The organism is Candidatus Tectomicrobia bacterium, assembly GCA_016192135.1.
Classification (GTDB): Bacteria; UBA8248; UBA8248; order UBA8248; family UBA8248; genus 2-12-FULL-69-37.
This window is the reverse complement of record JACPUR010000038.1, coordinates 26,849-52,859: the sequence shown is the minus strand read 5'-3', so window position 1 is coordinate 52,859 and position 26,011 is coordinate 26,849. Positions and strand designations below refer to the sequence as shown.

The window sequence follows — 26,011 nt, the reverse complement described above, 5'->3', positions numbered from 1 at the left end:
CCAGGAGAGCGAGCCGCTCGATGTTCGAGGCGTTCACGGACGAGTCGCTTTTCAAGAAATCCCCCTCCGCCCCGGCGGCGGGAGGGAGCGGCCTGCCCCTGTGGAACCCGGCCGCGCCGGGAGGGGAGGGGCTCCCCTGCGCCGATCCGCACCTGTTCCCCCTGAAGCGGCGCCGGAGCCGCCCCGTCAGCGTGCGCGGGGTCCGGGTCGGCGGAGGGGCGCCCGTCGCCGTCCAATCCATGTGCAACACCTACACCTGGGACGTGGAGGCCACGCTCGCCCAGATCGCCCGCCTCCAGGAGGCCGGCTGCGAGATCATCCGCCTGGCCGTCCCGGACGAGCGTTCGGCCGAGGGCTTTAAGAAAATTCGCAAGCGCACCGATGCGCCCCTCGTCGCCGACATCCACTTCGACTACCGGCTCGCCCTCATGGCGGCGGAGGCCGGAGCGGACTGCCTGCGCATCAACCCGGGCAACATCAACGGCGAGGGCCGGGTGAGCGAGGTGGTGGCGGCGGCGAAGGACCGGGGGCTCCCCATCCGGGTCGGGGTGAACGCGGGCTCGCTCGAGAAGCATCTGCTCGACCGCTTCGGCGGGGCCACCCCCGAGGCCATGGTGGAGAGCGGGCTGCGCCACGTCGCCATGCTCGAAAAGCGAGGCTTCTACGACACGAAGATCTCCCTCAAGGCCTCGGACGTGACCCGCACCGTGCAGGCCTACCGCCTCATGGCGCGGCGAGTGGAGTACCCCCTCCACTTGGGCATCACCGAGAGCGGGAGCCTCCAGACGGGAAGCCTCAAGTCCGCGGTGGGCCTCGGCATCCTCCTCTCGGAGGGCATCGGGGACACCATCCGCGTCTCCCTCGCGGCCGACCCGGCGGAGGAGGTGCGCGTGGGCTTCGAGATCCTGAAGAGCCTCCGCCTGCGCCAGCGGGGGGTGAACGTCGTGGCTTGCCCCTCCTGCGGGCGGGTGCAGATCGACGTGGACAAGCTCACCCTGGAGGTCGAGAAAGAGCTCGCCCACATCACCGCCCCCATCACCGTGGCCGTCATGGGCTGCGAGGTGAACGGCCCGGGGGAGGCGCGCGAAGCCGACATCGGCGTGGCGGGAGGCCACAAGCGCGCCCTCATCTTCATGAAGGGAGAGAAGCAGGGGCTGGTGGACTACAAGGACATCAAGCGCCGCCTGGTCGAGCAGGTCGAGGCCCTCGCGGCCCAGTGGGGCCGCCGGGAGGAGAACGGGGAAGGGCGGGGCTGATGCGCTTCACCCGGGGCTTCTTCCCCACCCTCAAGGAGGCGCCCGCCGAGGCCGAGGTCGTGAGCCACCGGCTCATGGTGCGGGCCGCCATGATCCGCCGGCTGGCCGGGGGTGTCTACACCCTCCTGCCCCTCGGGCTCAAGGCCCAGCGCAAGGTCGAGCAGATCTGCCGCGAAGAGCTCAACCGCGCGGGGGCGCAGGAGGTGCTCCTTCCCGCGCTCAATCCGGCCGAGCTCTGGCAGCGGACCGGCCGCTGGGACATCTACGGCAAGGAGCTCATTCGCCTGAAGGACCGCCACGGGCGCGACTTCTGCCTGGGTCCCACCCACGAGGAGGTGATCACCGATCTCGTGGCCCGCGAGGTGCGCAGCTACCGCGACCTCCCGCTCAACCTCTACCAGATCCAGACCAAGTTCCGGGACGAGATCCGGCCCCGCTTCGGCGTCATGCGCGGCCGGGAGTTCACCATGAAGGACGGCTACAGCTTCGACCGGGACGAGGCCGGGGCGGAGGAGAGCTACCGCGCCATGGTCGAGGCCTACAAGCGCATCTTCCGGCGCTGCGGCCTCCAGTTCGGAGTGGTCGAGGCGGACTCCGGGGCCATCGGTGGGAGCTTCTCGCACGAGTTCATGGTCATGGCCGACACGGGCGAGGAGGCCATCCATGTCTGCCCTGCCTGCGAGTACGCGGCGAACGCCGAGAAGACCCCCGTGCGGCTCACCCTGCCGGACGGTGCCCCGGCCAAGCTCGAAAAAGTCCACACCCCGGGCGCCCGCACCATCGAGGAGGTCTCCGCCCTCCTGGGCCAGCCCCCCCACCGGCTGGCCAAGACGCTCCTCTATCTGGCCGACGGGAAGCCGGTGGCCGCCCTCGTCCCGGGAAACCGGGAGTTGAACGAGGTCAAGCTCAAGAACGCCCTAGGGGCCACGGACCTCGTCATGGCGGACGCGGAGACGGTGCGGAAACTCTCCCGGGCGGACGTGGGCTTCGCCGGGCCGGTCGGCCTGGACGGCGCGCACATCCTCGCCGATCCCTCGCTGAAGGGAAGGGGAGGCCTCGTCGTCGGGGCGAACGAGACGGATTATCACTACGTCGGGGTCCAGGAAGGCCGCGATTTCAAGGCGGACTCGTTCGCCGACCTCATCCTGGCCCGGGAGGGAGACCCCTGCCCGAGGTGCGGTAAGCCCCTCTCCGTGCGGCGGGGCATCGAGGTGGGCCACGTCTTCAAGCTGGGCACCAAGTATTCCTCGGCGCTGGACGCCACCTACCTCGACGAGAAGGGCGAGACCCGCACCATCGTCATGGGCTGCTACGGCATCGGCATCGGGCGCACGGTGGCGGCGGCCATCGAGCAGAACCACGACGCGGACGGCATCATCTGGCCCGTCCCCCTGGCGCCCTACCAGGTGGACATCATCCCGGTGAACGCCGCCGACGCCCCCTCCCGGGAGGCGGCCGAGAGGCTCCACCGCGAGCTCGAGGGCCGGGAGGTGGACGCGGTGCTCGACGACCGGGACGAGCGGGCCGGGGTGAAGTTCAAGGACGCCGACCTCATCGGGTTCCCCTACAAGCTCGTCATCGGCCCCAAGGGGCTCAAGGAAGGGAAGGCGGAGGTGAAGTCCCGCCGCACGGGGGAAACCGAGATGGTCCCCCTGGAGGGCGCGGCGGAGGCCCTGAGCGAGCGCCTGCGGAAGGAGAAGAGTGCTTCCTAGCCCTTCCGGCCGCCAAACCTTGACGCTCCGGCGAAAGCCCCAGTATATTCGCCCCCGGCAGCACGCGGGCCGGAAAGGAATTTCATCCCGAACCTGCGGCTGAGCAGGCCGAGCAAGGGGAGGAGACGCCTCCCGCGCCCGATTCCCGAATGGGGAGCCGCCAACCCATGCGACGCGAGATCGAGATTCTGTGTCTCCTCTTCTTTGCCTATCTTTGCCTGATGGCGGGCCTCCGCATGGCCGACATCGGCATGCGGGTGTTCTTCTTCATCCTCTCGGCCATGTTCGCGCTCGCCATCTTCCGGCCGAAGGAGACTCCCTGAGCCGGCGGATTCCGCTCGCGGCGGTGTAGCTCAGCGGTTAGAGCATACGGCTCATACCCGTAGTGTCGGAGGTTCGAATCCTCCCACCGCCACCATTTTCCTCTCTCCCTCCGGCCTGGAGGGCCGATGACTCTCCCCCCCCGTCCCCGGCCACGCCCGGCCGCCGTCCGCGCCTTCGAGGCCCGGGCCCGCGAGGGATGGCACGCGTGCGCCCAAGAGGCGGCAAAAGGCCCCGTCATGGCGGGCTTCTCGGGGGGGGCGGATTCCACCGCCCTCCTCCTGTGGCTCTCGGGTTTCCTCCCGCCCGGGCGGCCCCTTCTCGCCGTCCACGTCGAGCACGGTCTGCGCGGCGCCCGGGCCGAGCGCGACGCGGCCCACGCCGAGCGGTTTTGCCGGGAGCACGGCATCCCGTTCCGCCTGATCCGCGTCCGGGTGCCGGGGAAGCGTCCCGGGGGACTTGAGGCCGCCGCCCGGGAGGCCAGGCGCAAGGCGCTCCTTAAGGCGGCCAAGGAGGCCGGCGCCCGCGCGGTGGCTCTGGCGCATACGCTCGATGATCAGGCCGAGACGGTGCTCATGCGCCTCTTCGAGGGGGGCGGGCTGGCGGGCTTGGCGGGGATGCGTCCCGTCTCCCCGATGGAGGGAGGGGAGGGGGTCGTGATCGTGCGGCCCCTGCTGCCCGTCCGCCGCTCGGAGGCCCGCGCGTACCTGCGGGCGCGGAAGGCGAAGTGGGTGGAGGACGAGACGAACCGGGACGAGCGCCATCCGCGCAACCGGCTGCGCCGCCGCCTCTGGCCCGTCATCGAGAAGGCGTTCGGTCCCGCGGCCGCCGAGGGCGCGGCCCGGAGCGCGGAGCGCCTGGGGGCCGCCCGGGAGGCTCTGGAGGCCTTCGTGAGTCAAGCCTGCGCGGACCTGCTCCACGAGGGAGCGGGCCGGGTGCGGATCGCTCCCCTGGATCGGGCCAACGCGCTTCCCCAGGCGGTACGGGCCGGCCTGTGGCGCGCGGCGCTCGAAAGCACCCGGAAATCCGCCCCGAAAGGGCGGAGCGCCCTGGGGCGGCACCTGGACGCGCTGGATCGCCTCGCCCGGGAGGGCGGGCCTTCCGCCACACTGGACCTCCCGGAGGGCCTCCAGGCCCGGCGGGAGTACGGCTCGCTGATCCTCGCGCCCCGGGGACGCCCCTCAGTGCCTTCACGCGAGGAAGTCCCCCTCCGCCGGCGCGGGCGGACGGTCCACGAGGGGCTCCGCATCGTCCTCCGGGTTTCGCCTTCGCCCGGCGCACCGGGCGAAGGCGCTGGGCGCGATCCTCTCGCCGCCGTCCTGGACGCGGATCGACTCGGGAAGGGGGCCGTCCTCCGCGCCCGCCGGGAGGGCGACCGGTTCCAGCCGGCCGGGGCGCCGGGGGGGCGGAAGCTCAAGGAGTATCTCATCGACCGGAAGGTTCCCCGCGGCGAGCGGGAGCAAATTCCTCTCCTGGCCGTGGGCCGTGAAGTCGTCTGGGTGATCGGCCACCAGGTGTCGGAAAAATTCCGGGGGCGTGCCGGGTCCAAGCGCTTGATTCTCTTGCGCGCCGAGCCCCTGAAACCGTCTGTTCGCCCGAAGCCGGGCATGGACGGAGCGTATCTTTCCTGTTAGTATTTGTTTTTGGCCGGGCGAGCCGATTTGCCCGGCGGCGAAAGGCACGCCAAGAGAGGATCCCGCTTGAACCAATTTTATAAGAATCTCGCCGTTTGGCTCATCATCGGCCTGGTCATGGTCGGTATTTTCCAGGCGTTCAACGGTGCCCGCACGACCGACCGCTCCATCATCTACAGCGACTTTCTGCGGGCCATCGCGGACGGCCAGGTGAGCGAGGTCCTGATTCAGGGAGAGAACATCCGCGGGCGCCTCACCAACGGCCGCAGCTTCCAGACGTTCGCCCCCAAGGACAACAACCTCATCGAGTCCCTGAACGCGAAGGGCGTGCGCATCAACGTCCAGCCCGCCGATCAGAACAACTGGTACATGAACCTCCTGCTGAGCTGGTTCCCGATGCTGGTGCTCCTGGGGGTGTGGATCTTCTTCATGCGGCAGATGCACATCGGCGGCTCGAAGGCGCTCTCCTTCGGGAAGAGCAAGGCCCGGCTGGTGCCCGAGAACTCGAAGAAGAAGGTCACATTCAAGGACGTGGCCGGGATCGAGGAGGCCAAGGAGGAGCTCGAGGAGCTGGTGGAGTTCCTCCGCGACCCGGGGAAGTTCACCCGCCTGGGCGCCCGCATCCCCAAGGGAGTGCTGCTGGTCGGCCCTCCGGGGACGGGCAAGACGCTCCTCGCCCGCGCCATCGCGGGGGAGGCCGAGGTGCCCTTCTTCTCCATCAGCGGGTCGAGCTTCGTCGAGATGTTCGTGGGCGTGGGCGCCTCCCGCGTGCGGGACCTCTTCGAGCAGGGGAAGGCCAACGCCCCGTGCATCATCTTCATCGACGAGATCGACGCCGTCGGCCGCCACCGCGGGGCCGGGCTGGGCGGCGGGCACGACGAGCGCGAGCAGACGCTGAACCAGCTCCTGGTCGAGATGGACGGCTTCGAGTCGAACGACGGCGTCATCCTCATCGCGGCCACGAACCGGCCGGACGTGCTGGATCCCGCCCTCCTGCGGCCGGGGCGGTTCGACCGCCAGATCGTGGTTTCGCTCCCCGACATCAAGGGACGGCTCCAAATCCTCAAGGTCCACTCGCGGAACGTCCCCTTGGATGAGACGGTGGACCTCGAAATGATCGCCCGCGGCACCCCCCGCTTCGCGGGCGCCGATCTGGCGAACCTCCTGAACGAAGCCGCCCTGCTGGCCGCCCGCAAGGGCAAGCAGGCCGTCGCCATGCCGGACCTGCGCGAGGCCAAGGACAAGGTGCTCATGGGCAAGGAGCGCCGGAGCCTGGTCCTGAGCGACAAGGAAAAGCGCAACACGGCCTATCACGAGGCCGGCCACGCCCTCATCGCGCTCCTCATCCCCGGGTCCGATCCCGTGGAGAAGGTGACCATCATCCCCCGCGGATTCTCGCTGGGGAGCACCTGGTCGGTCCCCGAGGAGGACCGCTACAGCCACAACAGGACCTTCCTCCTCAACCAGATCACCGGGCTGATGGGCGGCCGCGCCGCCGAGATGCTCGTCTTCAGCGAGCTCACCACGGGCGCCAAGGCCGACATCCAGATGGCCACCGAGCTCGCGCGGAGCATGGTCTGCGAGTGGGGCATGAGCGAGAAGCTCGGCCCGCTCGCCTACGGCAAGAAGCACGAACAGATATTCCTCGGCCGCGAGCTCGCCCAGCACCGTGACTACAGCGACGCCGTGGCGCTGGAGATCGACGCCGAGGTGCGCGGCATCGTGACCGCGAGCTACGAGCGGTCCTACCGCCTCCTCGAGGAGAACCGCGCGAAGCTCGAACTCTTCGCGAACGCCCTCCTCGAATTCGAGACGCTGGACCTGAAGGACATCCAATCGCTCATGACGACGGGGGCGATGCCGGCCGGCCGCAAGGAGGCCGCGTCGGCCCCTCCTTCGGACGGCGTGGCGGCGCCCGTGCCCGTGGAGGCCCCTCCCGCGAGGGGCCCGCGGCCTTCCCCGCCCGACCTCGCCCCGGGACAAGCCTGAGCGGGAGGAAGGCGGGCTTTTCCTCCGGCTCTCCCTCCGCGCCGGCCGTCCCGGGTTTCCGGGAAAGTTCCGCACGCAGGCCCGCCCCGCGCGGCCTCAAGAGAACGGGAACCCGATGGCCAGGCTGTGCGTGAACGTCGACCACGTCGCTACCATCCGCCAGGCCCGCCGGACCAATGAGCCAGATCCCGTCGCCGCCGCCCTGATTGCCGAGCGCTCCGGCGCGGCCGGCGTCACCGTCCATCTCCGCGAGGACCGCCGCCACATCCAGGACCGCGACCTGCGCATCCTGCGCCAGGTCGTGCGGGGAAAGCTCAACCTGGAGATGGCCGCGGTGGACGAGATGCGCTCCATCGCCCTCGAGATCCGGCCGGACCAGGCCACCCTCGTCCCCGAGCGCCGCCAGGAGATCACCACCGAGGGCGGGCTCGACGCGGCGGGGCAGGCCGGGCGGCTGGCGGAGACCGTCGGCCCGCTGCGGCAGGCGGGCATCGCCCTGAGCCTGTTCATCGATCCCCGGCCCCAACAGCTCGCCGCCGCCCGGGAGCTGGGGGCGGACTTCGTCGAGCTCAACACGGCGGCCTACGCCGAGGCCAAGACCCCGGCCGGGCGGAAGCGGGAGCTCGAAACCCTGCGCGAGGCGGCCGAGCGTGCCCACGGCCTGGGCCTGGGCGTCCACGCCGGGCACGGCCTCACCTACCTGAACACCGAGCCGGTCGCGGCGCTTCCCCGCCTGGAGGAGCTGAACATCGGGCACAGCATCGTGTCCCACGCCGTCTTCGTGGGCTTCGAGCGGGCCGTGCGCGAGATGGCGGAGTTGATCGCGCAGGCCGGGAGGGGCTAAGCATGGCCCTGCCCGTGGCGACGGCCCGAGAGATGGCCCGGGTGGACGCGCGGGCCATCGAATCCTTCGACATCCCCTCGGCGTGCCTGATGGAGACGGCGGGCGCCCGCTCGGCGGATGCCATCTGGCGGCGCTTCGGCCGCCCGGGCCTGCGCATCCTCGTCGTCTCGGGCAAGGGGAACAACGGCGGGGACGGCTTCGTCATCGCCCGCCACCTCATCAACCGCGGCGCCCAGGTGCGGGTGATGACCCTGTTCCCTCCCGATGAAGCCGCGGGCGATCCCGGCTTGTTCCTGAGCGTCCTCCGCAAGATGGAGGCGCCCGTCGAGGGGATTTCCCCCGGGGAGGCGGGCCGCCTTCGGGAGGCCGCGGCGGAGAGCGACCTCGTCGTGGATGCGATTCTCGGGACGGGCTTCACCCCGCCGGCCCGGGGGCTCGTGGGCGAGGCCCTGGAGGCGCTCTCCCGCGTCCCTGCGCCCATCGCGGCGGTAGACATCCCCTCCGGGATCGACGGCACGACCGGCCGCGCCGAGCCTCCGTTCTTGACGGCCCGGCTCACGCTCACCTTCGCCCTGCTCAAGCGGGGCCATCTGCTGATGCCGGCGGCGGAGCATGTGGGGGAGGTGGTGCTGCTCGACATCGGAATCCCCGAGGCCTGCGTGGCGGAGGAGGGCATCCCCCTGTGCCTCACCGAGGCCCGCGACGTGGTCGATCTCCTCCCGGGACGGAGGCGGGACGCCCACAAGGGCGATGGCGGGCAGCTTTTCATCGTGGCCGGATCGGCCGGCATGATGGGGGCCGCCCTGATGGCCTCCATGGCGGGGCTGCGCGCGGGGGCGGGCCTGGTCACGCTGGCCGTGCCGGAACCCCTCGCCTATGCGGTGGAGGCGGGCCCCCCCGAGGTCATCTGCCTTGCTCTTCCGGCCGGCCCGGGAGGGGTGCTGGATCCGGCCGGCTTCGACCTCATCCTCGAGAAGGCGGCCCGGATGAGCGCCATGGTGCTGGGTCCCGGCATCTCCACTCATCCCAGGACGGTGGAGCTCGTCCAGCGCCTCATCCAGCACGTGGAGGGACCTCTCCTCCTCGACGCGGACGCGCTGAACGCGCTCTCCCAGGACCTGACCGTGCTGGACGGCCCCCGGGCCGACCTCATCCTCACACCCCATCCTGGCGAGATGGCCCGGCTGGCCGGCCTCTCCACCGCCGAGGTACAGGCGGACCGGATCGGCGCCGCCATCACCTTCGCCACGCGGCACCAGGCGCACCTCGCCCTCAAAGGATGGGGCACCGTCGTCGCGACGCCCGAGGGCCAAGCCTGGCTCAATCCGACCGGGAACGCCGCCCTGGCCACAGCGGGCTCAGGCGACGTGCTTTCGGGGGTGGTCGGCGGGCTGCTCGCCCAGGGGCTGCCGCCCGAGAGCGCGCTGATCGCGGGGGTCTATCTCCATGGAGTCGCCGGCGAGCTGGCCGCCGAGGGGCTGGGCGAGGTGGGCGTCACGGCGACCGATCTGCTCCCCCAGATCCCGCGGGCCCGGCGCCGGACGCTGGAGCGGGCGGAGGAGATCGCGCCCTGAGCCTCCGGGTGCGGGAGACGTCCTCGCCGGAGGAGACGGAGCGCCTGGGGGCCGAGCTGGCCCGGGCGCTGCGGCCGGGCGAGGTGGTGCTCCTCTACGGGGACGTGGGGGCCGGGAAGAGCGTCTTCGCCCGGGGCCTCATCCGCGCCCTGCCGGGCGGGGAGGGAAGGCCCGTCCGAAGCCCCACGTTCGTGTTCTTCCAGCACCACCCCACGGTCCCCCCCATCCTCCACGCCGACCTCTACCGCCTGCCTCCCGGGCTCGACCCCCTCGACCTCGGCCTGGACGAATGGATGGAGGAGGGGGTCACCCTCATCGAGTGGCCGAACCGCCTGGAGGCCGAGCGCTATCCGGTCCGGACCGCGGTGCGGATCGAGGTCCTTCCAGCCGGCCGGAGGCGGGTCGCGATCGAGCGGGCCTGACGCCCTTTCCCGGGGGGGGACGTTTCCTCTTTACACACCCCCGCCCGTATGGCATCCTACCCGCGGCATTAAACTTGCATGGCTTGGAAGGCATACCGAAGTATGCCTTATTTCTCTCGGAAATCCGCGCCGGTACCGCCGCCGGCGTTCACCGCGGGGGCCCGTGTTTCCCATGATCTCTCGCAATGCGCTCCGCTGGTCTCTCCTGGCCATGGTGGTCCTTCTGGGGGGCACGATGGCCTTCTATCTCGTACGCACCATGCCCCGGATCGAGGTCGGCCGCGTCACCGTCCTGGGGACGGACGCCGACCTGCGCATCGACCAGGCACACATGGTCCAGAACAACCAGGGCCGCAAGGAATGGGAGATGTGGGCCGAGACGGCCCTGGTCTACCGCAAAAAGGACGAAACCCACCTCCAGGACCTCCGCATGCGCCTCTACTCCAGGGATGGGAAGCCGACCGACATCTCCGCCCGCCGGGGCGTGATGGGGAACCAGCGGCGGAACGTCACCGTCTCGGGCGACGTCGTTATCCGCACCTCGGACGGCGTCACGCTGCGGACCGATTCCCTGCGGTACGACCCACAGGAGCACCGCGTGGACTCGGAGGACCTCATCGTCCTCAACGGAAGCACGTTTCACCTGACGGGCGTAGGGCTGAAGGGAAACACCGAGACCGGGCACTACGTCCTGCTCGAGAAGGTGCGGGCGGTCATCACCGAGGCGCAGGGGCCGCCCCCGGCCGCCGGCGTCCTCGCCCCTCCGGCCGCGGAGGAAAAGCCGTGAAAACGCCCGCGCTCCTCCTCGCGGCCGCCCTCGTCCTCGCCGCGGGGCCGGCCGGGGCCGCGCCCGCGCCGGGCGGCGCCACGGGCTCCCGGAACTCCGCCGGCGGCGAGAAGAAGAAAGAACCGATCCACATCACCGCCGACCGGATGGAGGCCTTCAACCAGAAGAACCTCGTCATCTTCATCGGAAAAGTGAAGGCGGTGCAGGGGGAGATGATCATCCAGTCCGATCGCCTGGAGGTGTACGTCAAAAAGCGGGAGAAGGATGGCGACGGGACGATCGATCCGCCCGCCGCGCGCGCCCAGGCGCCCGGCCGCGGCGGGCGCCCCGGAAACGATGCGGACGGCCAGGACCCCACGGGGCAGGTCGAACGGATCATCGCGACGGGCAACGTGCTGATCAACCAGACGCGGACGAAGTTCGCCTCGGGCGAGCGGCTCGACTACGTCGAGGAGACGGGCATCGGCGTCCTCACGGGCAATCCGCGCGCCTGGGAGGGGCAGAATCAGGTGATCGGCGACAAGATCGAGCTGTTTCTGAAGGAAGACCGCACGGTGGTCCACGGATCCACGAACCGCCGGGTGAACGTGACGCTTCATCCGGAGGAGGAGCGTCCGGCGCCATCCGACGGAAAACGCCCGCCAGCGAAGGGAACCAATGCTCCGCAGAAGAAATAACGCCGCGCCACTATCCGCACCGGACGCCAACGGCTACGGGGGCCGGATCCTCGCCGCGCGCGGCCTGGCGAAAAGCTTCTCCGGACGCCGGGTCGTTGACGGGGTGGATCTCGACGTCCGTCCGGGCGAGATCGTGGGGCTGCTCGGCCCAAACGGCGCCGGGAAGACGACCATCTTCTACATGATCGTCGGCCTCATCGTCCCCGAGGGCGGAGAGGTGATTCTCGATCAGGAGCCCATCACGGGCGTCCCGATGTACAAGCGCGCGCGGATGGGGGTGAGCTACCTTCCCCAGGAGGCCTCCGTCTTCCGGCGCCTCTCGGTCGAGGAGAACATCCTCGCCGTCCTTGAGCTCATGCCCGGCACGTCCGCCGGCCGCCGGGAAAGGGCGGAGGAGCTGCTCGCGGACCTCAACATCGCCCAAATCCGGAAAACCAAGGGCTACGCCCTCTCGGGAGGGGAGCGGCGGCGGGTGGAGATTGCCCGCGCGCTCGCGACATCGCCCACCTACATCCTGCTGGACGAGCCCTTCGCCGGGATCGACCCCATTGTCGTCAACGACATCCAGACCATCGTCCGAGGCCTGCGGGAGCGGGGCATCGGCATCCTTCTCACGGACCACAACGTGCGAGAGGCCCTCCAGATCGCGGACCGGGCCTACATCATCAGCGAGGGGAAAATCCTCGAAGCGGGCGACCCGCTGAAGATCGCCTCCAGCGAGCGCGCCCGCCACATCTACCTGGGAGAAAGCTTCCGCCTCTAGCCCGCCCGGGAGGCCGGAGATTCAAGCCATGTCCCTGCAGCCCCGCATGACGCTCCAGACCCAGCAGCGCCTGGTCATGACGGCCATGCTGCAGCAGGCCATCAGCATGCTGCACCTGAACCGCCAGGAGCTCCAGCTCGAGGTGCAGCAGCAGCTCATGGACAATCCCGCACTCGAGGAGGCCCTGGACGAGGTGAAGGAGGTGGCCGACGGCGAGATGCCCGAGGCTCCGGAAGAGGTGCCCTCCACCGAGACGGACGAGCGAGGCGAGGTCGAAATCGACTGGGAGAACATCGTCCAGGACGACTACGGGCTCCGGAGCCAGGCAGGGCCGGCCCCGGACGGGGAGGATTTCCCCTCCTACGAGCAGACCCTCTCGCAGCCCGAGACCCTGCACGAGCACCTGGTGTGGCAACTCCAGGTCACCCAGGCGCCCGCTCCCATCCGCCGCCTGGCCGAACAGATCATCGGAAACCTGGACGAGGCGGGGTATCTCCAGGCGGACCCGCAGGAGCTCGCGGCCTCGCAGGGCCTGGGGGCCCAGGAGGCAGAGAAGGCGCTCGCTCTCGTCCAGGAGTTCGACCCGCCCGGGGTGGCGGCCCGGGACCTGCGCGAATGCCTGCTCCTGCAGCTCCGCGGCCTGGGGCGGAACGGCGTGCCGGGGCCCGAGGCCCTGGAGCTGGCCCAGGAGCTCGTCCGGAACCATCTGGAGATGCTGGAGGAGCGCCACCACGCCCGCCTGGCGCGTCAGGTGGGCGTCGGGGCGGAGGACATCCAGGAGGCCATGCGCCTCATCCGGCGGCTGACCCCGAAGCCGGGCGAACGCTTCTCGGACCAGCGGGTGGAGGTGGTCGTCCCGGACGTGACGGTGATCCGGCGGGGCGAGGACTACGACGTCGTGCTGAACGACGACGGCCTCCCGCCCCTCCGCCTGAGCCACTTCTACACCCAGATGGCCGGGGACCGGGAGGGCACCCCCACCGACGCCCGCCGGTTCATCGAGGAGCGCGTGCGGGCGGCGGTCTGGTTCCTCAAGAGCATCGAGCAGCGCCGCCAGACCATTCTCAAGGTGTCGCGCAGCATCGTCGCCTTCCAGCGCGACTTCCTGGACCATGGGGTGAGCCACCTCCGGCCCCTCGTGCTGCGGGACGTGGCCGAGGACATCGAGATGCACGAGTCCACCGTGAGTCGGGTGACGACGGGCAAGTACATGGAGACGCCCCGGGGCGTTTTCCCCTTCAAGTACTTCTTTCACAGCGGCCTCGCATCCGCCGACGGGAACAGCGCCTCCTCGGTCGCCGTGAAGGACAAAATCAAGAAGATCGTGGAGGCCGAAGACAAAGGCCACCCTCTGACCGACCAGCAGATCGTGGAAAAGCTCCGTGAAGCGCAGGTCCTGATTGCCCGCCGGACCGTGACGAAATACCGCAAGGAGATGAGACTGGCGTCCGCAGGCCGGAGGCGCCATTTCGCCCCGAAGAATTCCCGTTGACTCCACCGCCGAATCCAACGAGAATTCACGAGGCGGCAACATGAAGAGATACTTTGAGTTTCATGTCCTAACCTGTTGTTGTAACACATAATACATGGTGATTTAAATTTTCCGGCAGGCTGGATGGACCTAGCCCGGGAGCTTTCGCGGACGCGATGCCGCGGGCTCGGGAGAAAGAGACGGGCATGAGCCAGCTTTCGATCGCTCAGCTTCTCGAGGACCTGCGCGAGGATCTGGGCCTCGAGCTTCTCGCCGGCAAGGCGGGGCTCGGCCGGGCCATCCGCCACACCCGTTACCAGAAAAACGGGCTCCCGCTCGCCGGCTTCCTGGAGGAGTTGCACACCGACCGGGTCCAGATCTGGGGCAACACCGAGATCCATTACCTGAACAGCATGGCCCCCGAGGCCCTGGACCGGGCGGTGAGCCGCTTCTTCCGCCTCCCGGTGTGCACGGTGCTGGCGATGGGGGGAGGCTACATCCCCTCCCGCGTGGTGGAGGTGGCGGACCAGGAGCACCTCCCCCTGCTGCGCTCGCCCCTGCCGGGGAGCGAGGTGCTGCCCCGGCTCCAGTCCTACCTGGAGAATCATCTCTCGCCCCACGCCCGCCTCCACGGCGTCCTGGTGGACCTGTACGGCGTGGGGGTCCTCATCCAGGGCCGGAGCGGGATCGGCAAAAGCGAGTGCGCGCTCCACCTCGTCACCCGGGGCCACCGCCTGGTGGCCGACGACGTGGTGGATATCCAGCTTCGCGGCCCCGATCTCGTCGGCCGCAGCACCGACCTGCTCAAGCACCACATCGAGGTGCGGGGCCTGGGCATCCTGAACCTGAAGGACCTCTTCGGCGTGGTGGCCATCCGCTACGAGAAGAACGTCGAACTGCTCGTCGAGCTCGTCCCGTGGAGCCCGGACACCCCCTTCGAGCGCCTGGGGATCGACCTCCAGATGCGCGAGATCCTCGGCCGGGACCTCCCCCTGGTCCGCATCCCGGTGGCCCCCGGCCGGAACATCCCCACCCTCATCGAAGTCGCCGCCCGGAACCTCCTGCTCCAGCGGATGGGCTTCTTCTCGGCCGAGGAATTCAGCCGGAGCCTCACCGCCCAAATCGCCACGGAAAGCCTGCGGCATCCCGCGGGAGACAGAGAGGGCGGGAAGGGCGTATGATCGGCCTCGTCATCGTCGGACACGGCGGCCTCCCGGAGGCGATGCTCGAGACGGCTTCGTCCGTCCTCTCCGGCGCGACCCAGATGCGCGCCGTATGCCTCCGCCCGGACGGTGACCCCGCCTTCTTCACCGAGGAGATCGAGCGCGCCGTGCGGGAGGTGGACTCGGGCGAGGGCATCATCGTGATGACCGACATGATGGGAGGGACGCCGACCAACGCCGCGCTGGCCATGCTCAACCGGCAGGACGTGGAGGTGGTCACCGGCGTCAACCTCCCGATGCTCCTCAAGGTCCCCTTCATCAAGGGGAAGACGGTCCAGGAGGCCGCCCGCTTCCTGGTGGAATACGGCCGGAAGAACCTCGCGCAGCCGAGCGAGATGCTGCGCTCGCTCAAGCGCGAGCCGGCCCAGGAGCGCAAAGAGAGCTAGCATGCCCGCCACGACGGCCACCATTTCCAATCAGCTGGGGCTCCACGCCCGGGCGGCGGCGGCCTTCGTCCGCCTCTCCACCACCTTCGACTGCGACATCTTCGTCTCCTCCCAGGGCATAGAGGTGGACGGAAAGAGCATCATGGGCGTCATGATGCTCGCCGCCCGCAAGGGGACGGACATCCGGATCCGGGCCGAGGGCCCGGCGGCCGACGCCGCCGTGGCCCGGCTCGCGGAACTCGTCGCCAACCGCTTCGGCGAGGAGAAGTGATGGAACGCATCGAAGGCGTCGGCGCCTCCGGGGGCATCGTCACCGGCCGGGCCTGGGTGGCCTCAACCCTCGCATCGCCGGGGGCGCTGCGGCCCGTCCCCGCCGCGGGGGCGGAGGAGGAGATCGCCCGCCTGGCCCGGGCCATCGAGGCGGCTTCCGCAGAGATCGAGGCCATCCGCCAGGCGGCCAGCGACCGGCTGGGGCCCTCCCACCTCTACATCCTGGACCTGGGGCGCCTCCTCCTGAGGGACGAGATGCTCATCGGGGAGGCGCGCCGGCGCATCCAGGAAGAGCGCCTGAACGCCGAGTGGGCCATTCAGGGTGCCGTCGACCATTTCGCCAAGTTCTTCGAGTCGATGGAGGACCCTTACTTCCGGGACCGGCGGCTGGACATCGGCCACGCGGGCGAGCGCATCCTCCGCCACCTCGATGAAAGCGCCGCCGGGGCTGGCCGGGAGCCCGCCGAGCCGGCCATCCTGGTCGCCCACGATCTGACCCCGGCCGATGTCGCGGCGCTCTCGGGCGGGAAAATCCTCGGCTTCGTCACCGACCTGGGCGGGTACACCTCCCACACCGCCATCATGGCCCAGGCGCTGGGCATCCCCGCGGTGGTGGGCGCCGGGGACGCGACCCGGCGAATCTCCACCGGCGACCGCCTGCTCGTGGACGGGAGGGCAGGGGCCGTGCTCCTCAATCCGGCGGAGGAGGAGGCGGCGGTCTACGAGAGCCGCCTGAGCTCCGCGCAGGAGGCCCTGCAGGAGGCCCTGGAGGAGCAGAAGGTCTACCTCCCGCGGCCCGCGGCCACCCGGGACGGCGTGCGGGTAACCATCCTGGCCAACATCGCCAACAACCAGGAGCTGGACATCCTGCCGCTCGCCGGGACGGACGGGGTGGGCCTCTACCGGAGCGAGTGGCTCTATTTCAACCGGCGCGACCTGCCGAGCGAGGAGGAACAGTACCACTGCTACCTGCGCGTGGCGCGGGTCGCCCAGCCGAACACGGCGATCATCCGCACCATGGACCTGGGCGGCGACCGGGGCTTTCCGCTGGGGTTCCCCCCGGACAAGCGCGGGGAGACGGAGAAGAATCCGGCCCTGGGGGTGCGGGGCATCCGCTTCAGCCTCGAATATCCCGCCCTCTTCAAGCGCCAGCTCCGGGCCATCCTGCGGGCATCGTCCGAGGGGGACTTGGCGTTCATGTATCCGATGATTTCCTCCATGGAAGAGGTGCGCGAGGTCCAGGCCGTCCTCGAGGAAGTCAAGGCGGGACTCCGGGAGGAGGGCAAGCCCTTCAACGAAGCCATCCGGCAAGGCATCCTGATCGAAACTCCCGCCGCCGCCCTCTGCGCCGACCATTTGGCCCGCCATGCGGATTTTCTGGCCGTCGGCACCAACGATCTCACCCAGTACACCCTGGCCGTCGACCGCGCCAACAAGGGGGTGGCGGAGCGCTACGAACCCCTCCATCCGGCCGTCATCCGCCTCCTCCACGGGGTGGCCCAGGCGGCCCGGGAGCGCGACATCCCCGCCGCCGTCTGCGGGGAACTGGCGGGAGACCCCAAGAGTGCGCTATACCTCGTGGGCCTCGGCTTCAGGAGCCTGAGCATGGCCCTGTCCAAGGTCCCGGCCGTCCGGCGGGCCATCGGCCGCTCCACGCTCGCCCAGGCGGAAGAGCTGGCGGCGGCCATGCGGGAATGCGGGTCCGCCCAGGAGGTCCGGGCGGTGATGAGCGGAAAGCGGCGCGGATCGGGCCGGGGCAACCCCGCCGTCCGGCCGGCGGTTTGAACCTACACCCATCGGGAGGAAGTGATGAGCTCCAACCACGCCGCGGCTGACTTCATCTTCACCTCGGAGTCCGTCTCGGAAGGACACCCCGACAAGATCTGCGACCAGGTGAGCGACGCCGTGCTGGACGCGATCTTCAGCCAAGACCCCAATGGGCGCGTGGCGTGCGAGTGCCTTATCACGACGGGCATCATCTTCGTGGCCGGCGAGATCACCACGACAGCCCGCTACGAGGCCCGCGACATCGCCCGCGACACCATCCGCGAGATCGGCTACGACAACGCGGCCTACGGATTCGACTGCAACACCTGCGCCGTCGTCACGGCGCTGAACCGGCAGTCGCCCGACATCTCGCAGGGCGTGACGGAGGGCGAGGGGCTCTTCAGGGAGCAGGGGGCGGGCGATCAGGGTATGATGTTCGGCTTCGCCTGCAATGAGACGAAGGAGCTCATGCCCCTGCCCATCATGCTGGCCCACAGGCTGGTGGAGCAGGCCTCCCAGATGCGCCGGAACGGCACGCTCCCCTATCTCCGGCCCGACAGCAAGAGCCAGGTTTCGGTGCGCTACGAGAAGGGCAGGCCCGTCGCCATCGAGAACGTCGTCATCTCGGCCCAGCACGCCCCGGAGGTGGACCTCGAGCAGATCCGCGAGGACATCATCAAGCATATCGTCCTCCCCACCGTGCCCGGCGGGATGATCACCAGGAGCACGACCTTCTACGTGAACCCGACGGGCCGCTTCGTCACCGGCGGACCCATGGGCGACACCGGGCTCACCGGCCGGAAGATCATCGTGGACACCTACGGGGGCTACAGCCGCCACGGCGGCGGGGCCTTCTCGGGCAAGGACCCGACGAAGGTGGACCGCTCGGCCGCCTACATGGCCCGCTACATCGCCAAGAACATCGTGGCGGCCGGCCTGGCCGAGAAGGCCGAGGTGCAGCTCGCCTACGCCATCGGGGTGGCCGACCCCGTCTCGGTCCTCGTGGAAACGTTCGGCACGGGCAAGGCGGACGAGAAGAAGATCGCCAAGGCCGTGCGTGAGGTGTTCGGCCTCAAGCCCCGGGAGATCATCGAGGGCCTCAATCTCCGGCGTCCGATCTACAAGAAGACCGCGGCCTACGGCCACTTCGGCCGCGAGCTGCCCGATTTCTCCTGGGAGAAGACGGACAAGGTCAAGGACCTGAAGACGGCGGCCGGGGCCTGAGCATCCATTCAACCGCCCGCACATTCGAGCGCATCGACGGAGAGACAATGAATTTCGACGTCAAAGACCGCAACCTGGCCGGGGGGGGCGCACTGCGCATGGAATGGGCCGCCCGGAGCATGCAGGTCCTCGACCTGATCCGGCGGCGCTTCGAGAAGGAAAAGCCCCTCAAGGGCATCCGCATCGGGGCCTGCCTCCACGTCACGACCGAAACCGGAATGCTGATGAAGACCCTGGTGGCCGGGGGCGCCGAGGTGACGCTCTGCGCCTCGAACCCCCTCTCCACCCAGGACGACCTGGCCGCCTCCCTGGTGGTGAACGAGAACATCCCCGTCTTCGCCATCAAGGGCGAGGACCGCGACACGTACTACAAGCATCTGCGCGCCGTGCTCGACAGCAAGCCCCACATCACGATGGACGACGGGGCCGACCTCGTCACCGAGATCCTGACCAAGCGCGCCGACCTTATCCCCGGTATCGTGGGGAGCACCGAGGAGACGACCACCGGCGTCATCCGGCTGCGGGCCATGGCGGAGGAGGGGGTGCTGCGCTTTCCCGTCATCGCGGTCAACGACGCGAACACCAAGCACTTCTTCGACAACCGCTACGGCACCGGCCAGAGCACCATCGACGGCATCATCCGGGCCACGAACCGCCTCCTCGCGGGCTCCGTCTTCGTCGTTTCCGGCTACGGCTGGTGCGGGAAGGGCCTGGCCAGCCGGGCCCGGGGGATGGGCGCGAACGTCGTCGTCACCGAGGTGGATCCCCTTCGGGCGCTCGAGGCCCTCATGGACGGCTACCGGGTCATGCCCATGGCCGAGGCCGCGAAGATCGGCGATTTCTTCTGCACCGTGACGGGAGACACGAGCGTGGTGCGGCTCGAGCACGTCAAGCTCATGAAGGACGGCGCCATCATCTCGAACTCGGGCCACTTTGACGTCGAGGTGGACGTGGCCGGGATCGAGAAGACGGCCAAGTCCAAGCGCGAGATCCGGCCCCTCGTGGACGAGTACGCCATGACGGACGGACGGCGCATCGTCGTCATCGGCGGCGGCCGCCTCGTCAACCTGGCCACCGCCGAGGGCCACCCCAGCAGCGTCATGGACATGAGCTTCGCCAACCAGGCCCTGGCCGCCGAGTTTCTGGTAAAGAACGGCAAGAACCTGGAGAAAAAGGTCTATTCCGTCCCGCCCGAGACCGACGCGGAGATCGCCCGCCTCAAGCTCAAGAGCATGGGCGTCGAAATCGACATCTTGACGCCGGAGCAGGAACGCTATCTAAAGAGTTGGCAGCACGGTACCTGAGCCCCCAACTCCCTCCGCCCAGCGGGAGGCCGACGCCATGGCAGGGGCCGGGATGCCTTCGTCCTGCGCCGGGAAGGGCAGGGCAGGGGGGTGGTGTGTGGTCGGGCGGGCGGGGTGCCTCCTTCTGGGAGCCGTCCTGGCCGTGCTGGGGGCCATCTCCCCCGCGGGGGCGGCCCGGCCGGGCCCCAGCGTCACCGCCGTGCGCTCCTTCGTCACCGAGGGCTACGCCCGGCTCACCCTCCTTCTCGACCGCGAGACGTTCAGCTTCCAGCACGGGCGGCTGGCCAGGCCGCCCCGGCTCTACCTGGACATCCCCGCCGGGCGCCTGAGCCCCCGGGCGCCCCTCCCCGCGGACGCGGCCGGGGCGCGCCTGGTGCGCGGGGTGCGCTTCGGCCGCCCCGACCGCCAGACCCTCCGCATGGTGGTGGACCTCGGCGAGGGGGAGATCCAGGCGCGGGTGTTCTCCCTGCCCAACCCCCACCGCATCGTGGTGGAGCTCCGGGGCGGCATCGCGCCCCCGCCTCCTCCGGCCGCGGGCGTCGTGCCCCCGGCGCCCGCGCCGCCCCTCCAGAGGCCCGCCGCCCCCCCGCCCGCCGAGGCGAGGGCGCCGCTCCCGCCGGCTCCGCGGGCGCCCGCCGCCCCCCGGAGGCGCCAGGAGATGAGCATCGCCGAGCGCTTCCGGGGCGGGACGGGCCGCATCATGCTGGACCCCGGGCACGGCGGGAAGGACCCGGGCACCCTTGGGCTCTACGGCCTCGTGGAGAAGAACTTCGTGCTGGACCTCGCCCAGCGCGCCGCCCGGGCGCTCCGGCGGGCCCTGCCCGGAAACGAAGTCATCCTCACCCGGGCGGGAGACAGCTACATCCCCCTGGACCGGCGGACGGCCATGGCGAACGACCGCGACGCGGACATCTTCATCTCCATTCACGCGAACAGCTCGCCCCTGCGCGGCACCAACGGCATCGAAACCTACCTCCTGAGCGAGGCCTCATCCGACCGGGCGCTCGAGATCGCGGCCCGCGAGAACGATGTCTCCCTGGCCGAGATGACCGACCTCCAGAAGATCCTCTACGACCTCATGCTGCGCTCCAAGGTGAACGAGTCCCGGGAGCTGGCCGAGGATGTTCACCGCTCCCTCCTGGGGCAGGTGGGGCGGCGGTACCGCGGCATAAACGATCTGGGGGTGAAGCGCGGGCCCTTCTACGTCCTGCTGGGGGCGCGGATGCCGAGCATCCTCATCGAGGTGGGCTTCATCTCGAACCCGGCCGAGGCCCGCCGGAGCCTCCAGCCCTCCTTCAGGGACTCTATCGCTCAGGGGATCGCCGAGGGCGTGGTACGCTTCGTGGCAGGGCCCGTCCGCACCGCCGGGCCGGGGGCCGGGCGTCCGGCCCGCGCCGCCGCCTCCCGCTAGCCGCTCGCTGGACAAGGCCATGCCGCTCCCCACCCTCGTCATCGTCGGCCGGCCCAACGTCGGGAAATCCACCCTCTTCAACCGGCTGGTGAGACGCCGGGAGGCCATCGTGCGGCCGGAGCCGGGCGTCACCCGCGACCGCCACTACGGCCGGGCGGAGTGGGAGGACCGGGCCTTCCTCGCGGTGGACACGGGGGGCATGGCCAGCGGGAAGGAAGACGACCCCTTCGACCCCCTCATCGAGCGCCAGGCACGCTCGGCCATCGAGGAGGGGGACGTGGTCCTCTTCCTCGTGGACGGCATCGAGGGCCTCCTGCCGGGGGACGTCCAGATCGCCCAAATGGTCCGGGAGGCGGGCAGGCCCGTCCTCCTTGTGCTGAACAAAGCCGACGCCGCGCGCTCCCGGGAGGCGGCCTGGGACTTCTACCGCCTGGGACTGGGAGAGCCGCTCCCGGTTTCGGCCGAACACGGCACGGGCGTCCCCGAGATGGTCGAGGCGGTCCTGGCCCGGCTCCCGCCCGAGGCCCCGGAGGAGGAGGCGGCCGGGGCGGGGGAGATCCGGGTGGCGGTGGTGGGGCGGCCCAACGTGGGGAAATCCTCCTTCATCAACCGCCTGTTGGGGGAGGAGCGCACCCTGGTGAGCCCGGTGCCGGGGACCACCCGGGATCCCATCGACACCCTCTGCCGGCGGGGGGACGCGCTCTACCGCTTCATCGACACGGCCGGCATCCGGCGCCGGGGGAAGATCGGGGACCTGAAAATCGAGGCGGTGAGCATGATCCTGGCCTACCGGAGCATCGAGCGGGCCGACGCCGTCATCCTCCTCCTGGACGCGGCCGAGGGCGCCACCTCGATGGACGCCCAGATTGCCCGCCATATCGTGGACTCGGGCAAGGCCTGCGCCATCCTCCTCAACAAGTGGGACCTGGTGGAGAAGGACTCCCGGACCTTCGACGAAACCGCCCAGGACATCCGGGACCGTCTCGTCCACGTGGACTTCGCCCCCATCCTCTCCGTCTCGGCCCTGACGGGCCAGCGCTGCGAGCGGGTGTTCGACCTCATCGGGCGCCTCGGCGCGGCCCACCGGCGCCGGGTGCCCACCGCGGCCCTCAATCAGCGGGTGCGGGAGTGGACCCAGGCCCACCCGGCCCCCTCGGGGAAGGGGGGCAAGCGGCCCAAGTTCCTCTACGCCACCCAGGCCTCGGTGGCGCCCCCCCACGTCGTCCTCTTCACCAGCCAGGTCTCCACCATCCCCACCGTCCAGTACGGCCGCTACATCGAGAACCGCCTGAGAGAGGCCTTCGATTTCGAGGGGACGCCCATCCGGGTGAGCTTCCGCTCCCGGCGGGAGAAGGCCGCGCCGCGGCGGAGAGGGAAGGGAAGGAAAAAGGACGGAAAACCCTAGACAAAGGAGCTTGCCCAAACCTAAGAATCCGCTTTAAAGATTTTACTTCAAGTTTCCCAATTCAATTGACAAATCAAGCCTTCCGTGGCACCCTCTTCCAAATCGCTTTAAGAATTCCGGCCCCTCGGGCGATTCCTTTTCGGCATTCATCGGGAGGTTTTCATCGGCGTCATCCAAGAACGGGGAGGGGGTTTGGGTCTATGGCTGCGCACGAAATCGCCAGGATTCGCAACGTGGGACTCTTGGGTGAAGGCGGCAACGGAAAAACGTCGCTCGCCGAGGCTTGCCTCTTCACCTCTGGCTCGACCGACCGCCTCGGCAAAGTGGACGCCGGATCGACCATCCTGGACTCCGAGCCCGAGGAGGTGAAGCGCTCCTCCTCCATCGCCTCCGCGGTGGCCTTCGCGGACTGGGACAAGCACCGCGTCAACCTCATCGATACCCCCGGCTACTCCAATTTCATCGCGGACACGGTGGCCGCCATCCGGGCCATGGATAACGCACTCATCGTCATCCGGGGGCACTCCGAGCTGAAGGTCATGACCGAGAAGGTCTTCGAGTGGACCCAGGCGGAGGGGATCCCCCGCTTCCTCTACGTCAACCACATGGACCATCCCCAGGCCGACATCTTCCGCGCCGTCGAGGCGGCGTCGAGCTCCCTCGAGAAGCGCTTCGCCCTGGTGCACCTGCCCATCGGCGGCGGGGAGGATTTCAAGGGCATCGTGGACCTCCTCGCCGGCAAGGCCTACACCTACGCCCCCGACGGGAACGGGAAGGGGACGGAGGAGCCCATCCCCGCCGACCTCAAGGCCGCCTACGAGGAGCACCGGGGCAAGCTCATCGAATGCGCGGCCGAGGCGGACGAGTCCCTCATCGAGAAGTACCTCGAGGGAGGCGAGCTCGCCCCCGAGGAGATCGTGAAGGGCCTGCGGAAAGGCATCCTGGAAGGGGCCTTCATCCCCGTCTTCTGCGGCTGCGGCATGAAGAACATCGGCACGGACGCCCTGCTGAACGCCCTGGTCATGCTCGGCGCCTCGCCGGCCGAGCGCCGGCCCGCCGAGGCGGAGGGCCCCGAGGACCAGAAGCTCTCCCTCAAGGCCGATTCGGACGGGCCCTTCTGCGCTCTCGTGTTCAAGACGGTGGTGGACCCCTTCGCCGGCAAGCTCAACTACTTTCGGGTCATGTCGGGCACTCTCGCCCCGGATGCGGCCGTGCTGAACGCGGCCCAAGGCGAGAAGGAGCGCATCGGCGGCCTCCTCTTCATCCAAGGCAAGGGCCAGAAACCGGTGACGGACAAACTGGTGCCCGGCGACATCGCCGCCGTGGCCAAGCTCAAGGTGACGCGCACGGGCGACACCCTCTGCGACGAGAAATCGCCGCTCAAACTCGCGCCCATCAAGTTCCCGTCGCCCTCCATCTCCTACGCGGTCGCCCCCAAGTCCAAGGGGGACGAGGAGAAGCTCAGCACCGCCTTCAGCCGCATCCGCGAGGAGGACCCCGTCCTCCAGGTGAGCCGCGACCCGCAGACCAAGGAGCTCCTCCTCTCAGGACTGGGCGTCCTGCACATCGAGGTCGCCATCGAGCGCATCAAGCGCAAGTACGGCGTCGAGGTCGAGATGCGCACCCCGCGCGTTCCCTACAAGGAAACCATCAAGGGGCGCACCAAGGTGCAAGGCCGCTACAAGAAGCAGACCGGCGGGCGCGGGCAGTTCGGCGACACATGGCTGGAGATCGAGCCCCTGCCGCGCGGCAAGGGCTTCGAGTTCGTGGACAAAATCGTGGGCGGGTCCATCCCCCGCACCTACATCCCCGCCGTCGAGAAGGGCATCGTCGAGGCCATGGAGAACGGCTCGCTCGCGGGCTACCCCGTGACCGACCTGCGCATCACCCTCTACGACGGCAGCTACCACACCGTGGACAGCTCCGAGATGGCCTTCAAGATCGCCGGCTCGATGGGCTTCAAGAAGGGCATGCTCGAATGCAAGCCCACCCTGCTCGAGCCCATCATGAACATCGAGGTCACCGTGCCCGACGAGTACATGGGCGACATCATCGGCGACCTCAACTCCCGCCGGGGCCGGGTGCTCGGGATGATTCCCGGCGCCGGGGGCAAGCAGGCCATAAAGGCGCAGGTGCCGATGGCCGAGGTGCTCAACTACGCCCCGGCCCTGCGCTCCATGACGGCCGACCGGGGGGACTTCACGATGGAGTTCTCCCACTACGAGGAAGTGCCTGGACAGATCGCCGAAAAAGTCATCGCCGCGGCGGGGGCCCCGCAGTCCAGCGACGAATAGCAGCCCGAAGATAAGGGAAGCGACATGGCCAAGAAGGGTGTGAACCTGCTCGACGAAGACGGTGAGGAACGGGAACCCGACGAGGAGGGTGGGGAGGCCGCGCGCCCGCCGCGCCGCGCCGGCGGAGGGGGAGGCCTCATCCGCTACATCATCATCGGCGTGGCCGCCGTGGCCCTGCTCGGCGGGGGCGGATGGGCGGGCTACACCTTCTGGTGGATCCCCTCCAAGAAGCGCGAGGCGGATCGTCTGGAGGCCCAGAAGAAGCTCGAGGACCTCCGCAAGCAGCGGCTCGCCCAGCTGAGGGCCGAGGCCGAACAACGCAAGCAGGCGCTCGCCATCCTCGAGCAGGTCCAGGCCGAGCAGCAGGGGAAGGCCGCGCCCAAGCCGGGCGAGGCCGGAAAAGAAGGCGAGAAGCCCCCCGCGGCCGCGGCGAGCGTGCCCCCGGCGGGCGCCAAGCCCGCGGCGCCTCCCCAGGCGGGGGCTCCGAAGGCCGAGGCCCCGAAGAAAGAGACGGCCAAGCCGGAGCCCCCCGCGGCCCCCAAGCCGCCGGCGGCGCCTCCCCAGCAGATGGCCCAGGCCAAGCCCCCTGCGATGCCGGCCGACGGGAAACCCGCGCGGGAGGTTGCCCCCCCCCAGGCGGCGGCCAAGCCCGCCCCCGAGAAGCCCGCCCCCCGGATGGCCCAGGCGCCGCCTCAGAACGGTGGAGCGAAGGCGGGCCCTCCCGCCGCCCCGCGCCCCAGCCCCTCCCGGGAGAGGCAGGCGCGCCGCGCCGAGCCCTCGGGGCCGCGCGCGTACAGCATCCAGGTAGCCACCTGCCGGACCGACCGCTGCGTGCAGAGCTTCGTGAGCCGGCTCCGCGAGAAGGGCCTGGAGGCCCGCGTCTCGGGCGGAGGGGGAGGGGCCGGCGGCCCGATGAACGAGGTTTTTCTCGGCTCTTTTGCCTCGCGTGATGAGGCCGAGAACCTGGCCGGCAAAGCCCAGGGAAAGAACCTGAGGACGACCATCTATGAGTCCGGCGGGCGCTGGCGCGTCGCGGCGGGCTCATTCCGGGATCTCGAGGACGCGGCCCAGATGCTGGACCGCGCCGAGGACGCGGGCTTCCGGGGCGAGCTCGCCCGGCGGCCCGGCGCGCCGCGGGCCGGATCCGGCCTGCGGGCCGTCCGCACGGGCAGCTTCGCCACCCGCCAGGAGGCGCTCGCCGCGCGCGCGCGCGTCGTGGGCGCCGGCTTCCAGGGCGTCTTCGTGGTGGCCGAGCCCAGGCGGTAGGGGGAAGGAGA

Annotated in this window: 22 protein-coding genes and 1 tRNA gene; all 23 read left to right on the top strand. The window is 69.7% G+C overall.

Features of this window, described 5'->3' with window-relative positions; genetic code table 11:
* Nucleotides 1-20: 20 nt before the first annotated feature.
* Nucleotides 21-1,256, top strand: coding sequence for a flavodoxin-dependent (E)-4-hydroxy-3-methylbut-2-enyl-diphosphate synthase (gene ispG, locus HYZ11_15935; GenBank protein MBI3129096.1), 1,236 nt, complete (start codon nucleotides 21-23; stop codon nucleotides 1,254-1,256).
* The gene (locus HYZ11_15930) at nucleotides 1,256-2,968 is read left to right on the top strand and encodes a proline--tRNA ligase (GenBank protein ID MBI3129095.1); all 1,713 of its coding nucleotides are present in this window, start codon (nucleotides 1,256-1,258) and stop codon (nucleotides 2,966-2,968) included. Before ispG ends, HYZ11_15930 begins: the two co-directional genes overlap by 1 nt.
* Nucleotides 2,969-3,135: 167 nt before the next feature.
* Entirely contained in the window at nucleotides 3,136-3,291 is a 156-nt protein-coding gene (locus HYZ11_15925) for a hypothetical protein (protein ID MBI3129094.1), read from the top strand.
* Nucleotides 3,292-3,310: 19 nt separating this feature from the next.
* Nucleotides 3,311-3,386: transfer RNA gene (locus tag HYZ11_15920), tRNA-Met, on the top strand.
* Nucleotides 3,387-3,417: 31 nt separating this feature from the next.
* Nucleotides 3,418-4,923, top strand: coding sequence for a tRNA lysidine(34) synthetase TilS (tilS, locus tag HYZ11_15915; protein ID MBI3129093.1), 1,506 nt, complete (start codon nucleotides 3,418-3,420; stop codon nucleotides 4,921-4,923).
* A gap of 66 nt (nucleotides 4,924-4,989) precedes the next feature.
* A complete protein-coding gene (locus HYZ11_15910) occupies nucleotides 4,990-6,912 on the top strand; it encodes an ATP-dependent metallopeptidase FtsH/Yme1/Tma family protein (protein MBI3129092.1) in 1,923 nt (640 codons plus the stop codon).
* 115 nt (nucleotides 6,913-7,027) lie between these two features.
* A complete protein-coding gene (locus tag HYZ11_15905; protein ID MBI3129091.1) occupies nucleotides 7,028-7,756 on the top strand; it encodes a pyridoxine 5'-phosphate synthase in 729 nt (242 codons plus the stop codon).
* Nucleotides 7,757-7,758: 2 nt separating this feature from the next.
* The gene (locus HYZ11_15900; protein ID MBI3129090.1) at nucleotides 7,759-9,330 is read left to right on the top strand and encodes an NAD(P)H-hydrate dehydratase; all 1,572 of its coding nucleotides are present in this window, start codon (nucleotides 7,759-7,761) and stop codon (nucleotides 9,328-9,330) included.
* Nucleotides 9,331-9,338: 8 nt separating this feature from the next.
* Nucleotides 9,339-9,752 (top strand): tRNA (adenosine(37)-N6)-threonylcarbamoyltransferase complex ATPase subunit type 1 TsaE, encoded by a 414-nt coding sequence (tsaE, locus tag HYZ11_15895; GenBank protein MBI3129089.1) that lies wholly within the window; start codon nucleotides 9,339-9,341, stop codon nucleotides 9,750-9,752.
* Nucleotides 9,753-9,924: 172 nt separating this feature from the next.
* Entirely contained in the window at nucleotides 9,925-10,539 is a 615-nt protein-coding gene (gene lptC / locus HYZ11_15890; protein ID MBI3129088.1) for an LPS export ABC transporter periplasmic protein LptC, read from the top strand.
* A complete protein-coding gene (locus HYZ11_15885; GenBank protein MBI3129087.1) occupies nucleotides 10,536-11,216 on the top strand; it encodes a hypothetical protein in 681 nt (226 codons plus the stop codon). The genes lptC and HYZ11_15885 overlap by 4 nt, the downstream gene beginning before the upstream one ends.
* Nucleotides 11,197-11,979 carry an LPS export ABC transporter ATP-binding protein gene (gene lptB, locus HYZ11_15880; protein MBI3129086.1) on the top strand — a complete coding sequence of 261 codons (783 nt, stop codon included), beginning with the start codon at nucleotides 11,197-11,199 and terminating at the stop codon, nucleotides 11,977-11,979. Before HYZ11_15885 ends, lptB begins: the two co-directional genes overlap by 20 nt.
* Before the next feature lie 28 nt (nucleotides 11,980-12,007).
* A complete protein-coding gene (rpoN, locus tag HYZ11_15875) occupies nucleotides 12,008-13,471 on the top strand; it encodes an RNA polymerase factor sigma-54 (protein ID MBI3129085.1) in 1,464 nt (487 codons plus the stop codon).
* A 185-nt stretch (nucleotides 13,472-13,656) separates the two neighbouring features.
* Nucleotides 13,657-14,631 (top strand): HPr(Ser) kinase/phosphatase, encoded by a 975-nt coding sequence (gene hprK / locus HYZ11_15870; GenBank protein ID MBI3129084.1) that lies wholly within the window; start codon nucleotides 13,657-13,659, stop codon nucleotides 14,629-14,631.
* Nucleotides 14,628-15,059 carry a PTS sugar transporter subunit IIA gene (locus HYZ11_15865; GenBank protein MBI3129083.1) on the top strand — a complete coding sequence of 144 codons (432 nt, stop codon included), beginning with the start codon at nucleotides 14,628-14,630 and terminating at the stop codon, nucleotides 15,057-15,059. Before hprK ends, HYZ11_15865 begins: the two co-directional genes overlap by 4 nt.
* Nucleotide 15,060: 1 nt before the next feature.
* Complete coding sequence (locus HYZ11_15860; GenBank protein ID MBI3129082.1) at nucleotides 15,061-15,330, top strand: HPr family phosphocarrier protein; 270 nt, start codon at nucleotides 15,061-15,063, stop codon at nucleotides 15,328-15,330.
* Nucleotides 15,330-17,114 (top strand): phosphoenolpyruvate--protein phosphotransferase, encoded by a 1,785-nt coding sequence (gene ptsP, locus HYZ11_15855; GenBank protein MBI3129081.1) that lies wholly within the window; start codon nucleotides 15,330-15,332, stop codon nucleotides 17,112-17,114. Before HYZ11_15860 ends, ptsP begins: the two co-directional genes overlap by 1 nt.
* A 24-nt stretch (nucleotides 17,115-17,138) precedes the next feature.
* Nucleotides 17,139-18,320: a methionine adenosyltransferase gene (locus HYZ11_15850; GenBank protein ID MBI3129080.1), complete on the top strand. Its 1,182-nt coding sequence runs from the start codon at nucleotides 17,139-17,141 to the stop codon at nucleotides 18,318-18,320.
* A gap of 47 nt (nucleotides 18,321-18,367) precedes the next feature.
* Nucleotides 18,368-19,624 carry an adenosylhomocysteinase gene (locus tag HYZ11_15845; protein MBI3129079.1) on the top strand — a complete coding sequence of 419 codons (1,257 nt, stop codon included), beginning with the start codon at nucleotides 18,368-18,370 and terminating at the stop codon, nucleotides 19,622-19,624.
* Between the two features lie 97 nt (nucleotides 19,625-19,721).
* Nucleotides 19,722-21,035 carry an N-acetylmuramoyl-L-alanine amidase gene (locus tag HYZ11_15840; GenBank protein MBI3129078.1) on the top strand — a complete coding sequence of 438 codons (1,314 nt, stop codon included), beginning with the start codon at nucleotides 19,722-19,724 and terminating at the stop codon, nucleotides 21,033-21,035.
* 19 nt (nucleotides 21,036-21,054) lie between these two features.
* A complete protein-coding gene (der, locus tag HYZ11_15835; GenBank protein MBI3129077.1) occupies nucleotides 21,055-22,440 on the top strand; it encodes a ribosome biogenesis GTPase Der in 1,386 nt (461 codons plus the stop codon).
* A gap of 200 nt (nucleotides 22,441-22,640) precedes the next feature.
* Nucleotides 22,641-24,734, top strand: a complete 2,094-nt coding sequence (fusA, locus tag HYZ11_15830) for an elongation factor G (protein ID MBI3129076.1) — start codon at nucleotides 22,641-22,643, stop codon at nucleotides 24,732-24,734.
* A 24-nt stretch (nucleotides 24,735-24,758) separates the two neighbouring features.
* Nucleotides 24,759-26,000, top strand: coding sequence for an SPOR domain-containing protein (locus HYZ11_15825; GenBank protein ID MBI3129075.1), 1,242 nt, complete (start codon nucleotides 24,759-24,761; stop codon nucleotides 25,998-26,000).
* The last annotated feature ends 11 nt before the right edge of the window (nucleotides 26,001-26,011 follow it).